At 63.1% G+C, this 12,250-nt stretch carries 13 protein-coding genes; 6 read left to right on the top strand and 7 right to left on the bottom strand.

Annotated features, from left to right (window positions below):
• The first annotated feature begins 9 nt into the window (after positions 1-9).
• Complete coding sequence (locus JQ558_RS23225; protein WP_212295319.1) at positions 10-1,119, top strand: ATP-dependent RecD-like DNA helicase; 1,110 nt, start codon at positions 10-12, stop codon at positions 1,117-1,119.
• 140 nt (positions 1,120-1,259) lie between these two features.
• On the opposite strand, the gene JQ558_RS23220 is transcribed toward JQ558_RS23225, so the two are convergent.
• On the bottom strand, positions 1,260-2,936 hold the full coding sequence (locus JQ558_RS23220; protein ID WP_212295318.1) for a caspase family protein: 1,677 nt from the start codon (positions 2,934-2,936) through the stop codon (positions 1,260-1,262).
• A gap of 263 nt (positions 2,937-3,199) precedes the next feature.
• On the opposite strand from JQ558_RS23220, the gene msrA reads away from it, so the two are divergent.
• The 5 genes from msrA to JQ558_RS23195 all read left to right on the top strand — a co-directional run bounded on the left by msrA (position 3,200) and on the right by JQ558_RS23195 (position 5,930).
• On the top strand, positions 3,200-3,919 hold the full coding sequence (gene msrA, locus JQ558_RS23215; protein WP_212273884.1) for a peptide-methionine (S)-S-oxide reductase MsrA: 720 nt from the start codon (positions 3,200-3,202) through the stop codon (positions 3,917-3,919).
• Between the two features lie 24 nt (positions 3,920-3,943).
• Positions 3,944-4,348 carry a peptide-methionine (R)-S-oxide reductase MsrB gene (gene msrB / locus JQ558_RS23210; protein WP_212207280.1) on the top strand — a complete coding sequence of 135 codons (405 nt, stop codon included), beginning with the start codon at positions 3,944-3,946 and terminating at the stop codon, positions 4,346-4,348.
• 254 nt (positions 4,349-4,602) lie between these two features.
• Positions 4,603-4,977: a hypothetical protein gene (locus JQ558_RS23205; RefSeq protein ID WP_249127984.1), complete on the top strand. Its 375-nt coding sequence runs from the start codon at positions 4,603-4,605 to the stop codon at positions 4,975-4,977.
• A 268-nt stretch (positions 4,978-5,245) separates the two neighbouring features.
• Positions 5,246-5,410, top strand: a complete 165-nt coding sequence (locus tag JQ558_RS23200) for a DUF3309 family protein (protein WP_212207279.1) — start codon at positions 5,246-5,248, stop codon at positions 5,408-5,410.
• Between the two features lie 235 nt (positions 5,411-5,645).
• Positions 5,646-5,930 (top strand): hypothetical protein, encoded by a 285-nt coding sequence (locus JQ558_RS23195; RefSeq protein WP_192737574.1) that lies wholly within the window; start codon positions 5,646-5,648, stop codon positions 5,928-5,930.
• Positions 5,931-5,998: 68 nt separating this feature from the next.
• Here the strand turns inward: JQ558_RS23195 and JQ558_RS23190 are convergent, their stop codons facing one another.
• The 6 genes from JQ558_RS23190 to JQ558_RS23165 form a co-directional block, all read right to left on the bottom strand.
• The gene (locus JQ558_RS23190; protein ID WP_212295317.1) at positions 5,999-6,535 is read right to left on the bottom strand and encodes a DUF4112 domain-containing protein; all 537 of its coding nucleotides are present in this window, start codon (positions 6,533-6,535) and stop codon (positions 5,999-6,001) included.
• Positions 6,536-6,724: 189 nt separating this feature from the next.
• Positions 6,725-8,161 (bottom strand): allophanate hydrolase, encoded by a 1,437-nt coding sequence (locus JQ558_RS23185; RefSeq protein ID WP_312015014.1) that lies wholly within the window; start codon positions 8,159-8,161, stop codon positions 6,725-6,727.
• Positions 8,162-8,211: 50 nt separating this feature from the next.
• Positions 8,212-9,000: an ABC transporter permease gene (locus JQ558_RS23180; protein WP_212273886.1), complete on the bottom strand. Its 789-nt coding sequence runs from the start codon at positions 8,998-9,000 to the stop codon at positions 8,212-8,214.
• Positions 9,001-9,028: 28 nt separating this feature from the next.
• Complete coding sequence (locus JQ558_RS23175; RefSeq protein ID WP_212207276.1) at positions 9,029-9,859, bottom strand: ABC transporter ATP-binding protein; 831 nt, start codon at positions 9,857-9,859, stop codon at positions 9,029-9,031.
• Entirely contained in the window at positions 9,856-10,872 is a 1,017-nt protein-coding gene (locus JQ558_RS23170; protein ID WP_212295316.1) for an NrtA/SsuA/CpmA family ABC transporter substrate-binding protein, read from the bottom strand. The genes JQ558_RS23175 and JQ558_RS23170 overlap by 4 nt, the downstream gene beginning before the upstream one ends.
• Before the next feature lie 44 nt (positions 10,873-10,916).
• On the bottom strand, positions 10,917-12,227 hold the full coding sequence (locus JQ558_RS23165; RefSeq protein WP_212295315.1) for a M20 family metallopeptidase: 1,311 nt from the start codon (positions 12,225-12,227) through the stop codon (positions 10,917-10,919).
• Between the last annotated feature and the right edge of the window lie 23 nt (positions 12,228-12,250).

Raw genomic sequence — 12,250 nt, 5'->3', positions numbered from 1 at the left:
CGAGACCACATGACCACGTTTACGCCGCATCAGGATTCCGCGCTGAAGGCCGTTGCCGACTGGATGAATGCAAAGCCCGGCAAGAACGGCACGCCACCGGTATTCCGGCTGTTCGGCTATGCCGGAACCGGCAAGACTACGCTGGCGCGGCACATCGCCGACGGCGTCGACGGCGAGGTGAAATTCGCGGCTTTCACCGGCAAGGCCGCGCTTGTCATGCGCAACAAGGGCTGCGACAACGCCTCTACCATCCACTCGCTGATTTACCGCGCCCGGGAGTCCGGCGTCGAGCAGCCGAGCTTTGAACTGTGGGACGACGCGCCGGCCTCGAAGGCGAAACTGATCGTGATCGACGAGTGTTCGATGGTCGATGCCGAGCTCGGCCGCGACCTGATGTCGTTCGACTGTCCGCTGCTGGTGCTCGGCGATCCCGCGCAGCTGCCGCCGATCCAGGGCGGCGGGTTCTTTACCGATTGCGAGCCCGACGCGATGCTGACCGAGGTGCATCGCCAGGCCCAGGACGATCCGATCGTGCGGATGTCGATGGATATCCGCGAGGGCCGCGAACTCGAAATCGGCCGCCATGGCGAGAGCGAGGTGGTGTCGCGGAGCGAACTCGACCCGGACCGGGTGATGAAGGCCGATCAGGTGCTGGTCGGACGCAACAATACCCGCCGCGCCTACAACATGCGGGTGCGGCAGAAGCAGAACATCGAGGATCCGTTGCCGGTTGCCGGCGACAAGCTGGTCTGCCTGCGCAACAACCGCAAGAAGGGCCTGTTCAACGGCGGCCTGTGGCGGGTCAAGTCGCGCGCGCAGTCGAAATCGAAAATCATCACGATGCGGTTGTCGCCCGATGAGGACTTCGGCCACAAGGTGACCAAGGTCTCCGTGCGCGGCGACTGCTTTGGCGGCGCCATCGAGACCATCCCGTGGGAGCAGCGCAAGCCCTATGACGAGTTCGACTATGGCTATGTGCTGACCGTGCACAAGTCGCAGGGCTCGCAATGGGACGACGTGGTGCTGTTCGACGAAAGCTTTGCGTTCCAGGACAGCCGCGCGCGCTGGCTCTACACCGGCATCACGCGCGCGGCGAAGCGGCTGAGCGTGGTGGTGTAGGCTACTAGATGCTGGCGTTCCCCGGACGCTGCGCAGCGCGAAGCGGTGCGCTGCAGAGCCGGGTCCATGCCGCACCGTCATTGGGTCGCGGCACTGCGGAGCAGCGCCAAGAGCGCTGCACCGCGTCCGGGACACGAGACCTACTTCTCCGCCACGAAATAAAAATCTTCCCTGCCCGGCGGCGAGCCGTAGGTGAAGGGCTGTTGCGCGCGCTTGGTCATCGTCCAGACGTCGTCGCGGACGATATCGAACAGTTTCCGCACCTCGACCTTGGGCGTCTTGAGTTCACGCGCCAGCACGGTCGCGAACGGGCTGTTGACGGAATCGCCGTCGAGCGCGGTCTCGCCGTGCTTGGCGGCGTAGACCACCATGAAGCCGGCCTCCGGCTCGATGTTGGAAAAGCCCTTGTTGACCAGCTTCAGCGCAATGGTCCGCTGCATGTTCTTTTCGAACGGATTGTCGCGGCAGGCATCGAGTATCACCAGCCGCAGCTTGCGCGCGCCGGAGACCGCAGCGATCAATTGCTCCAGCGCGACGGCTTGCGTCTCCGCATCGCGGTCGGCGGCGAGCTTGGCGTCGGTCGGGATCAGGTAGTTGACGCCACCGATCTCCATGCCGTGACCGGCATAATAGACCACCGCCCAATCGGCTTTTTCGGCTTGCGTCCCGAACTCATGCAGGGCCGCGAAAAATCTGTCGCGGGTGAGGTCCGGCGCCAACGTCACGGTCGCAAAGCCGAGGTCGCGAAGCGTGGACGCGATCAATTTGGCGTCGCGCGCCGGATTGGCGAGCGGCTGCACGTTCTTGTAGGCGCTGTTGCCGACGATCAAGGCGACCTTGCGCGGACCTGATGATGCAGGGGCTGCGGCCGTCAGCGCCGCCAGCCGCTCCTTGGCGAAGCGGCGGGCAATGGCGGCGTCGATATCATCGAACTTGGTCAGGGCCGCGCTCGCCGAGCGATATTCGCTGCGCGCGCCCACGAGGTCGCCGCGCTTTTCGAACACCTTGCCGCGGTTGGCACGGGCGCGGATATTGTTCGGGTTGATCTTGAGCGCCTCGTTGTAATCCTTCAGCGCCGCGTCGAGGTCACCCTTTGCCAGATAGACATTGCCGCGGCTGGTCATCGCATAGACCGAATTCGGCGTGTGGGCCAACGCCACGTTGCAATCCGCGATCGCTTCGTCGAACTTCCTGATCTCGGTGTAGGTGATGCAACGGTAGGCCGCGACCTGCGGGGCATCGGGATTGATCTTTTTCGCCTCGGCGAAATCGGCGAGCGCCGCATCATATTGCTTGCGGTACGTCTGCACGCGCCCCCGGTTGAAGCGGTGATTGTAACGGCTGGCGTCGTTGTTCGCGAGCCTGACGGCGGAATCGAGTTCGGTGAGGGCGCGCTGCAGGTCGCCCTGACGCATGAAAATAAGCGCGCGGTTGTTGTAGGGGCTCGAGAAATTCGGCTGCAGCTTCGAGCTCTGCGCGTAGTCGGCCAGGGCCCGTTCGTCCTCGCCCTTGCTGCTATAGGCGAGGCCGCGCATGTTGATGTATCCGGCGTTATCGGGAACCAGATCGATCGCCGCGGAATAGGCAGCGATCCCGCCGTCATAGTCGCGCTTCTTGATCAGCGCCTCGCCGCGAACGGCGAGAGCGCCCGCCCTGGCTTTGGCGGGCATTTTGTTGTCGGCAATGACGGTCTCGCAGGCGGCCAGTCTTGCGACCGGTTCCGCATCCTTATTCCGGCAGGTGTCGATTTCGCCCGCCGCCTGCGCGGAGCCGGCGGCGACAAGGGTGACGATGACCAGGAAAAAGGCGCGCAACATCAGTGAAACGCTCCGGCGCATGAATTTTGGTCGCCGGAGGCTGCCGGCGGTTCATTGTGGGAAGCTGCGCCGGATTCGGTCAAGCGTGGCCAAACATCGCGCCTAACGTGTTGCGCCGGCGCGGTTTTATTCACGAACTCGTGTGCCGCCGGCCGTAACAAAATGAGCCCTTGCCCGTATCTCGGCGTATCGGAGGGAGCTGCGCCGATTGCGAAACGCGGCTCCCGCTCTAAACTGCCTTCCAACAGCCCCAAGAGGAAACCATGTCCCCTCGCCGATTCAGCCGCCTTTCGCTGTGCGCCGCCGCCATCGGCGCGCTCGCCATTGCCGCGTTCGCCGTCACCCCCTCGCGCGCCGCGGAAGAAGCCGTGATCATCCCCCCGCCCGCCGCCGACGTGCAGCCGGCCGGCGGCCTGCAGACCGCGGTCCTTGCCGGCGGTTGCTTCTGGGGCGTCCAGGGCGTGTTCCAGCACACCGCGGGCGTGGTCAACGCCGTGTCCGGTTACGCCGGCGGCACCAAGGCGACCGCCGACTACAATCTGGTCTCGATGGGGACCACGGCGCATGCGGAAGTGGTCGAGGTCAAATACGACCCGAAGAAGATCAGCTACGGCAAGATCCTGCAGATCTTCTTCTCGGTCGTGCACGATCCGACCCAGCTGAACCGCCAGGGCCCGGACACCGGCACGCAATATCGCTCGGCGATCTTCACCACCAGCGACGAACAGAAAAAGGTCGCGGAGGCTTATATCGCCCAGCTCAACGCCGCCAAGGTCTACAAGAAGCCGATCGTGACCAAGGTCGGCCCGCTGGAGGCGTTTTATGCGGCTGAGGCCTATCACCAGGACTACATGACGCGGCACCCGAACCAGCCCTATATAGCCTTCAACGACATCCCGAAGGTCCATAACCTCAAGAAGATCTTTGCGAGCGACTATCTCGACAAGCCGACGCTGGTCAGCAGTGCGAAGGCCAGCAACTGAGGGACCAAATTCAAAGGAGACTCCATGTCCGACACCAAGACCAAGGTCGAGAAGAGCGAGGCCGAGTGGCGCCGCGAGCTGACGCCGATGCAGTATGCGGTGCTGCGCGAAAAGGCGACCGAGCGGCCGTTCTCCGGCGAATACGAGCATGAGCACCGCAAGGGCACCTATACCTGCGCCGGCTGCGGGCAGACGCTGTTCGAATCCGATGCCAAGTTCGATTCCGGCTGCGGCTGGCCGAGCTTTACCGCACCCGCTGTCGACAGCCATGTCGACGAGGAACGCGACATCAGCCACGGCATGATCCGCACCGAGGTTTTGTGCTCGAAATGCAATGGCCATCTCGGCCACGTCTTCGAGGACGGCCCCGGCCCGACCGGCCTGCGCTACTGCATCAATTCGGCCGCACTGAAGCTGCAGCCGAAGTAGCTTCAGTCGCCGTTGTCTCCTACTCGTCATGCCCGGCCTTGTGCCGGGCATCCATCGAGAAGAAGCATTTCTCAAGATGATGGATTGCCGGGTCAAGCCCGGCAATGACAGTGGTCGGTCTAAAGGCCTCTTTATCTTCAACTCCATTCGAACTCATTTCCCACCCCGTGCGACCAAGAGCTGGTCGCGCGGGGTTTTTCATTTTTCAGGGGGGCTTCTCCGGTTTGCCCGGCGCGCAAACAAGGAAAGTTCAGATGCAATTATCGAAACGTCTGCTGCTCGGTCTCGGCGCAGCCACCCTCATCATGGAGAGCGTTGTGATCCAGCCCGCTTTTGCCGCCGACAAGGTCTCCCTGTTCAAGGTCATTACCGCCAAGGATGAAATCGTCATCGGCATCGCCGAGGACGATCTGGCGCAGATGGACGGCAAGAACGCCGGCGGCATCGCCAAGATGCTGGTGGCCAAGGGCTCGATGAGCGTCTGGCGCTACGCCGTGCACAAATCGGCCTCGGGCAACCTCGAACAGGCGCCGCTGCACAAGATCGGCCTGCTCGCGTCGGACTCGCTGCGCGTCGAGCCCTATGCGACACCGCTGAAGGTGCTGCCGATCGACGAGACGAAGAAATGATCTCCTTCCTTCTCCCCCTGTCGGAGAAGGTGGCGCGAAGCGCCGGATGAGGGGTTTGCATCCGCGGAGACAGACCCCTCACCCGTCTCGAATGAGCTGGCGCTCATTCGATCCACCCTCTCCCACAAGGGGAGAGGGGAAGAAGCGCCAGCGGCAATGACACTCTCCCAAGGTTTCGGCGGAGCGGGGACTCGCGGCCTGGAGTATGCTTTGCTCCGGGCCGTGGGGCGTTTTCACCCGACGACGGCCACGCTTTCAGGAGGTCGCGATGTCGCTGGGCACGATCCTCATCATCATCCTGATTATTTTCCTCTTGGGCGGCTTCTCCGGCCGTTTTCGCGGCTATGGCTATGGTCTCGGCCATTCCGGCATGGGGCTTGTCGGGGTGATCCTGATCGTGCTGATCATCCTGGTGCTGCTCGGCAAACTTTAGGCGCCGTAACCAATTGAAATAACAGGGCTTATTTCGGTCCGAAACGGGCCCAAAGCCAGCCATGCGCGGATTCAGCATCACCCCCGATCTGCGCATCAGGAGTCGCATTTCTGTCAAACAGGCTTATATTGGGGGTCGAAATGACGTGCACGGCGCGCCGCCCGGGATAGCGGCCCACCGTCATCCAATCCCCACTCGCTCGACGAACGAGCCAAAAAGATTGAGGTCACAAACCATGCGTCCATTCAGCTACGATACCGCTGCCGAACTGTTTCCTGCCGCGATCCGCAAGAAGAAGCGGGCTGGCTTTGCATATCGGCGTTTTGGCACCGCGGCCGAAGCGGTTCGCTTCGCGATCGAGGAGCTGCCGGCGGACTCGCTGAACGGCGCGTATCTGCAGGTCGAGGAAGCGCGCTTCGACCAGAGCGGCATCCGCACGCTCTATGAGAGCGAGGCCTTCCCGCTGACGCGCCGTCCCCGCGCGCCCGCCGCGACCGAAACCAACGCCGACGCTGCGTAACAGCAAGCTTTCGAGCTGTCTGCCCTCGGACGATGTCCGGGGGCATTTTTTCGCGCGTGTGAAGTTGATTACCGCGGTTGCTTGTCGAGCCAGCGCTTGAGCATCCGCACGTTGCGAACGTTGGCGCGGAACATGACGTCGAAGGCGTCGCCCGCGACCGGCACCAGGCCGACCACGCCGTCGAGCGCGACATTGGCCAGCATCCGCGTCGTGATGTGCCAGGGCGCGCCGAGCGCGCGCGCCTCGCGCACCAGCCACAGCGAAATCGCGGTCGTGATGATGTCACCGACGACAGGGATCAGCCCGATCAGGCCGTCGATGCCGTAGCGGATATTGGTGCCCGGTACGATGAAGGCAACGTCGAGCAGTTTCGAAATCGCTTCCAGCCGCGCCAGCCGCTGCTCGCGGGTGAGATTGCCGAACGGGTTGGCGCTGGAATTGCCGAAGTCGATCCGGAAACCCTCGAACTGCCCGCGCAGGCTCTCGTCGGGGATTTCGCGCCCCTCCTGGTCGATCACCGGCCCACGGCCCTTCGCGCGCCCCTGCGAGGGACGTTCGCTGCGGGCGCGGTTGGGCACAAAAATATCGTCGTTTGACATGGCCATCAGATGGTAACGCAAAAGGCGTGCGCAAGTTGCGTCAAATTATCGCTTTCCCCTTGCGCCCTGTGGCATCTGAGGTCTGGGCCACATTCTCCGTCATTGCGAGCCACCGGGTCGCGCGAACGCGCGCCCGATGACAGGCTCCGCGAAGCAATCCCTGTGGCCGCACCGCAAGAATGGATTGCTTCGTCGCTACGCTCCCTTGCGCAAACGCTTCGCGTTTGTCGCAGGCAATGACGGCCGCCGCGAAAGAGCGGCCTCGAAACTGCTTGCCATTGCGCGCAACGTTCCATCTTCGCCGGCGCGTCCGGCAAAACACAGGGCTGACGGCAGTCCGTCCTGGCGCGTCACACCCGGCACTGATACCGCGCAAAGATCGAGTGGATTCACGAAATAGGTGTAAGTGCCCATGATGGTATTGCGTCCCATCGGTTCGGCCAGCATCTCCTCGATGGTGAAGATGGTCGGGATCGTCGGCACGACCAGCGCAGCGAACCCCGCAAGGCTGTTCGACGCCACGCGCTGCAGGCGCTTGACTTCATAGAGCGTCTGGAACGCGTCCTTGGCGCTAAACGCCAATCCGGGTTCTATCGCCGCCCAAACCGCCGGATGAATGGCATCGCGCCGGTTGGCGATGACGTCGCCATAATCACAAAGCCGCTCGGCCACCATCGCCGACTGGAACACCAGCCGCCCCGCTTCCTCAAACGGATCGAAATCGATCTCGGTCAGCGAGAACCCGAGCGCGACGAGCCGGTCGAGATTGGCCTCGAAGGTGTGCGCCGAATCCGCGTCACCAAAGAAACGCAACTGGCTCTTTCTTGGGGTCGCGAGCGCCTTTAGCGAAGGCGCTTTGGCCGTCACGTCGATCCGCCCGGCATCCGGACGGCTGAACGGGTCGCGGCTGTCATGAGCTGCGATCAGCTCCAGAACCTCGTAAGCGTCCGCAATGCTTCTCGCGAAGATCGGAACGCAATCGAGGAAGCGGTTGTTGTAGAGCAGTCCACGCGAACTCACGAGACCGATCGTGGGCTTCAGACCGACGATCCCGTTACAAGCTGCCGGCACGCGCCCCGATCCACCGGTGTCGCTCCCGAGCGAGAATGCGACGATATCGCGCGCCACCGCGACCGCAGATCCCGAGCTGGATCCGCCCGGGATGTAGTTCGGATGTATCGCGTTACGGCAGAGCGGCTCCGGACTGCGTGTGCCATTCAGTCCCGTTGCAAACTGATCCATCGTGTTCTTGCCGATGAGAACAGCTCCCGCCTGCTCGAGGAGTTGGACCGCGTGAGCCGTTTCCTCCGGCATGATGGAGAGGCCCGGGCAATTGCTCGTTGTGACCATGCCCGCGACGTGAATGTTGTCCTTGACCGCAAAGGGCACGCCGAGCAGCGGGAGACTCTCGCCGCCGTCGGCGCGCCGTTGCAGCGCATGAGCGCGCGCAACGGCATCTTCGGGCGGCACAAGCGCGGTGAAAATACCGTCCCCAACCACGGCCTGCGCGCGCCGGCAGGCTTCAGCGACCAGATCATCCGCACGCGCGCCCGCCCGGCGGGCCTCGCGAACAGACTTCAGGTTCAACGGAATTGCCGAAAGGTCCGACATGGTCGTCGCGGAACATGCCACGGTGAGTTTCCTCTAAAAAAGCAGGCGAGTTCGTTGGAAGGTCGGCGAAATCAACTCTTGCCTTCCCAGTGCACGATGCGCCGCGCGAGATAGGCAATGCCCCGGTCACTGATCAGACCGATGAGGCCGATCAGAATGATGCCCGCAAAAACATAGGTGGTACGGAAGAAGCTGCTCGCATCGAGGATCACAAAACCAAGCCCGCGATCGCCGCCGAGAAGTTCGGAGGCGACCAGGATCGTCAGCGCCGTGCCCATGGAGATGCGCAGGCCAGTCATGATCTGCGGGAAAGCGGAAGGCAGCACGACAAAGCGAAATGTCTGCCAGCGGCTGGCGCCCATCGATTGCGCCGCCCGGAGCGCGTCGAGCGCGCAGGAGCGCGAGCCGGCTTGTGCGTTCACCATCATGATCAGAAAGACCGAAAGGAAGATCAACAATATCTTGGATAGTTCCCCGATGCCGAACCACAGGATGAACAGCGGAATGAGGCCGAGCGGCGGAATCGGCCGCACCAGTTCGGACGGCACGATGAAAAGCGCATCGATGGCCGGAACACGTCCGCGCAGCAGCCCCAGCGTAATACCGAGCACCGAGCCGGCCACAAACGCGATACCAACCCGCCAAAGGCTGGCGCCGATATGCGTCCAGATTCCGACGCCGGAATAACCGCGCTGAATCATGTCGAGGAAGCTTGTCGCGACCGCTGCCGGCGACGGCAGGATGGTCGGCGGCACGGCGCCCTGCATCGTAACAAAGGTCCAGAGCAAGAAAATCGCGAGCGGCGAGAGGATCGCGAGCGCCACATACTGGCGCCGTGCCTTGAGCGCGGTGGAATTCATGCAAAACCCTCACGGCGTATGAAAACGGTCAATGGCGCATCTTCCGGTAGATCATCTCGCGCAGCCGAATGAACGACGGATGCAAACGGTTCTCGCCGGTATCACGCGGCGACGGCAGATCGACTGCGAACTCGTCGAATGAACCGTCCTTCAGATCGGTGAGCAGAAAAATCCGGTCGCCGAGGAATACCGCCTCGTCGATGCTGTGGGTGACGAAGAGAATCGTGCAACCGGTGCGCTCGCGAATGCGCAGCACCTCCTCCTGCAACACTTCCCGTGTCTGCACGTCGAGGGCGGAGAACGGCTCGTCCATCAGCATGACTTTTGGCTTCGCGGCGAGCACGCGGGCAAGCCCGACCCGCTGCCGCATGCCACCTGAGAGCTGGTAGGGATAGGAATTCTCGAAGCCGGAGAGGCCGACCAGCGCCGCCATTTCTTCCGCGACCTGCTGGCGCTCCGCCTTCGGGCGGCCGGCGCAGCGCAGGCTGAAGGAAATATTGTCCGCAACTGTCATCCAGTTGAACAGTGCGGCAGCCTGAAATACCACGCCGCGATCCGGACCCGGCCCGGCGATCTCGCGGTTGTCGATGAACGCGACACCTTCGGTCGGCTGGAGGAAACCCGCCACCAGGTTGAGTATCGTCGTCTTGCCGCAACCGGATGGCCCGAGCAACGCGACGAGTTCACCGGGGCGGATAGCGAAGGAGACGTTGCTCATGATCGAGCGGCGGTCATACTCGAAACCGACGCGCTCGAATTTGAGCATCGGCTTGACCGCAGCGGACGCGCCGGTTTCGTCCGCCGCCAATCCCACGGTCTTGTCAGGTACGATGCTCAAGACGCGGGCGCCCGTGTTCATTTGAGGCTCGCACGATAGGCCTGAACCGGCTTGGTATAAAGCAATCCCGACCAGTCGGTGGGGGCGGCCTGGATGCGTTTCTCCTCGACAAGAAAGGCCGCAATGCCCTGCAGATGCTTGCCGAGCCGCGAGTTCGCTTCCTGGCCCGGAGGTCCCATGAAATCGGCCGTCAGAATTTGCTCGAAGGTTGGATGGGCTGCACCCTGCCCCTCGATGAGCTTGTCGAACTGTTCCGGAGCCATGTCGACCCGCTTGGCCTCATACTGACGCACCTCGGCCGGCTTGGCCTTGTAGTCCTTCTGGGCCTGGTCCCAGATCTTCAGGAAAAGCTGCACGGTTTCCGGGCTGCCGTCGGTGAACGCTTTCCGCGCGGCCCAAACACCGCCGGTAATCATGCCGAGACTTTTTGTCGTCGCGATCGGCTTTGCGCCGGCACGCTCGATGGCACCGACATTCGGCTCCCACACGAAGGCGGCATCGATCTGCCCGGCCACATAGGCCGGCGGCATGTTCGCCGGCGTGAGGTTGATGAGGGTGACGTCGGTTGCTTTCAGGCCGGCTTTCTCGAGCGCCCGCAGCAAATGGTAGTGGCTCGTCGATCCCGTGGCGACGCCAATGCGCTTGCCCTTGAGGTCGGTCAGTTCCTTGATGCCCGAAGCGGGATTGGCCGCAAGGCGCACGTTGGTGGCGTCGATCCGCTCCATGAACAGGATCTGGATCGCAAGACCGTTGGAGTAGCCGGTGACCGCGGGGAATTCCCCCATCCATGCCAGATCGACCTCGCCTGCCGCAAAGGCTGGAAGCATGGCCGGGCCGGCCGGGAACTGCGCGGTCTTCACGTCGAGGCCGCCAGCCTTGAACAGTCCGGAGCCCAACGCGTAGGAAAGGATGACGTTGATCTCACCGGTCTGGAATCCGATTCTGATCGGCTTCAGATCCTGGGCTGATGCCGCGCCAAGCGGGGCGAAGGCGATACTGGCGAAAAGCGCCAACCACCGGGTCAGGCGGGTCATGGGTCGTCTCCTTTGCTGAGCGGAATGCGTGAGCGGGCGGGCAGTCATGCGACGGCGCCGACGAGGTCGAGAACCGTGAGCGCGAGGATTTTCGTCGCCGCGACCGACTTGCCGATGTGGATGTATTCGTTGATCGGCGGCCAACCGTCCTCACCAGGACCGAAGGTGATGGCGGCACGTCCCCGCTCCGCGAACCGGATGGTGTCGTTGAAGGCGTTCTTGCGATAGATCGCCGGCGCTTCGCCGTAAATCCGCTTGTAAGCGCGCCCGAGCGAGGCAGTGGGATTCATATTCTCGTCCTGCTCCAGCGTGCCGTCGACGAACAGCGCACCGGGATAGGGCCGCGCCGTCGCCTTCAGCTCCGGATCGCTGGCCGTCTCGGCAGCGATCACGGCCTGCACGTCCGCCATCACGCTGTCGGGCGTCATGCCGGGCAGGATGCCGACGACTGCGATCACCGCACGGGCGATGTCGGGCGTGAACTGCATCTCCCGCTTCACGCCGCCCTGCACCCGGACCAGCGCCGTCATCGGCCGCGTGCCTCCCGCAATTCTCGCGGGCGTATGGGTGAACGTCATGGTCTCCAGCGCCGTGAGCAGCCGCACCATCTTGGCGACGGCGTTGACCCCGGTGTCAGGCCTCCAGATGTGAGTCTTGACGCCGTGGGTTTCGATCTCGACCAGGAAATTTCCGCCGTTGGCGACCGCAATGCCCATGCCCGATCGGCCGTCAGGTTTGGTCCAGCCGGTCGGCTCGCAGACGATGGTGTAATCGGCATCGAGCCCGCATTCGTCCAGCAGAAAGATCGAACCGTCGGGGCCGTTCTTTTCTTCATCCGCGGTGTAGACGCATTTGAGCGTACCGCGCAGCTTCACGCCGGCTTCGCGGATGGCGCGCGCGGCCAGCAACGTGCATGCAAGGTTGCCTCGCGTGTCGGATGTGCCCCGTGCGTAAAGCCTGTCGCCATGGCGGGTCGGACGAAACGGATGGCCGCCGGTCATCGTCCAGGCATTCCAGTCGCCGGCCGGATAAGTATCGAGATGATCGTTGAGGATCAGGGACGGGCCGCCGCCGGTGCCTTCAAGGATTCCAACAACGTTCGGCCGGCCCGCGCGCTTGGTCGGGAACGTGACCGCAAATCCCATCTCCTGCAGCTTGCCGGCGATGAAGAGAGCCGCGCCCTCTTCCCGCGCCGGCGCCTCGTCCGGATCGAGCGGGTTCTCGGCTTCCGGCTGGCCGGCGGGAACGAGTTCGCAGGTCAGATCGAGCCAGGCTTTTTCGGTGATGCGATCGAGCACAAGCCGCTCAATCTCGGTAAGGCCGTCCTGCTCAATCACATCCACCGTCGTCTGCATGGCTGTCCCCTGGCTTCTTCACC

Source organism: Bradyrhizobium sp. AUGA SZCCT0160, from assembly GCF_018130105.1.
In the GTDB taxonomy this organism is placed as follows: domain Bacteria; phylum Pseudomonadota; class Alphaproteobacteria; order Rhizobiales; family Xanthobacteraceae; genus Bradyrhizobium.
Note: the sequence above shows the minus strand (reverse complement) of the source record. Positions and strands in the feature narration are given on the sequence as shown.

Coding starts and splice junctions, on each gene's coding strand:
- JQ558_RS23220 (WP_212295318.1), bottom strand. CDS start 2,936: ATGTTGCGCGCCTTTTTCCTGGTCATCGTCACCCTTGTCGCCGCCGGC.
- JQ558_RS23200 (WP_212207279.1), top strand. CDS start 5,246: ATGTCGCTGGGCACGATCCTCATCATCATCCTGATTATTTTCCTCTTG.
- JQ558_RS23175 (WP_212207276.1), bottom strand. CDS start 9,859: ATGAACACGGGCGCCCGCGTCTTGAGCATCGTACCTGACAAGACCGTG.
- JQ558_RS23205 (WP_249127984.1), top strand. CDS start 4,603: ATGCAATTATCGAAACGTCTGCTGCTCGGTCTCGGCGCAGCCACCCTC.
- JQ558_RS23180 (WP_212273886.1), bottom strand. CDS start 9,000: ATGAATTCCACCGCGCTCAAGGCACGGCGCCAGTATGTGGCGCTCGCG.
- JQ558_RS23190 (WP_212295317.1), bottom strand. CDS start 6,535: ATGGCCATGTCAAACGACGATATTTTTGTGCCCAACCGCGCCCGCAGC.
- msrA (WP_212273884.1), top strand. CDS start 3,200: ATGTCCCCTCGCCGATTCAGCCGCCTTTCGCTGTGCGCCGCCGCCATC.
- msrB (WP_212207280.1), top strand. CDS start 3,944: ATGTCCGACACCAAGACCAAGGTCGAGAAGAGCGAGGCCGAGTGGCGC.
- JQ558_RS23170 (WP_212295316.1), bottom strand. CDS start 10,872: ATGACCCGCCTGACCCGGTGGTTGGCGCTTTTCGCCAGTATCGCCTTC.
- JQ558_RS23225 (WP_212295319.1), top strand. CDS start 10: ATGACCACGTTTACGCCGCATCAGGATTCCGCGCTGAAGGCCGTTGCC.
- JQ558_RS23165 (WP_212295315.1), bottom strand. CDS start 12,227: ATGCAGACGACGGTGGATGTGATTGAGCAGGACGGCCTTACCGAGATT.
- JQ558_RS23195 (WP_192737574.1), top strand. CDS start 5,646: ATGCGTCCATTCAGCTACGATACCGCTGCCGAACTGTTTCCTGCCGCG.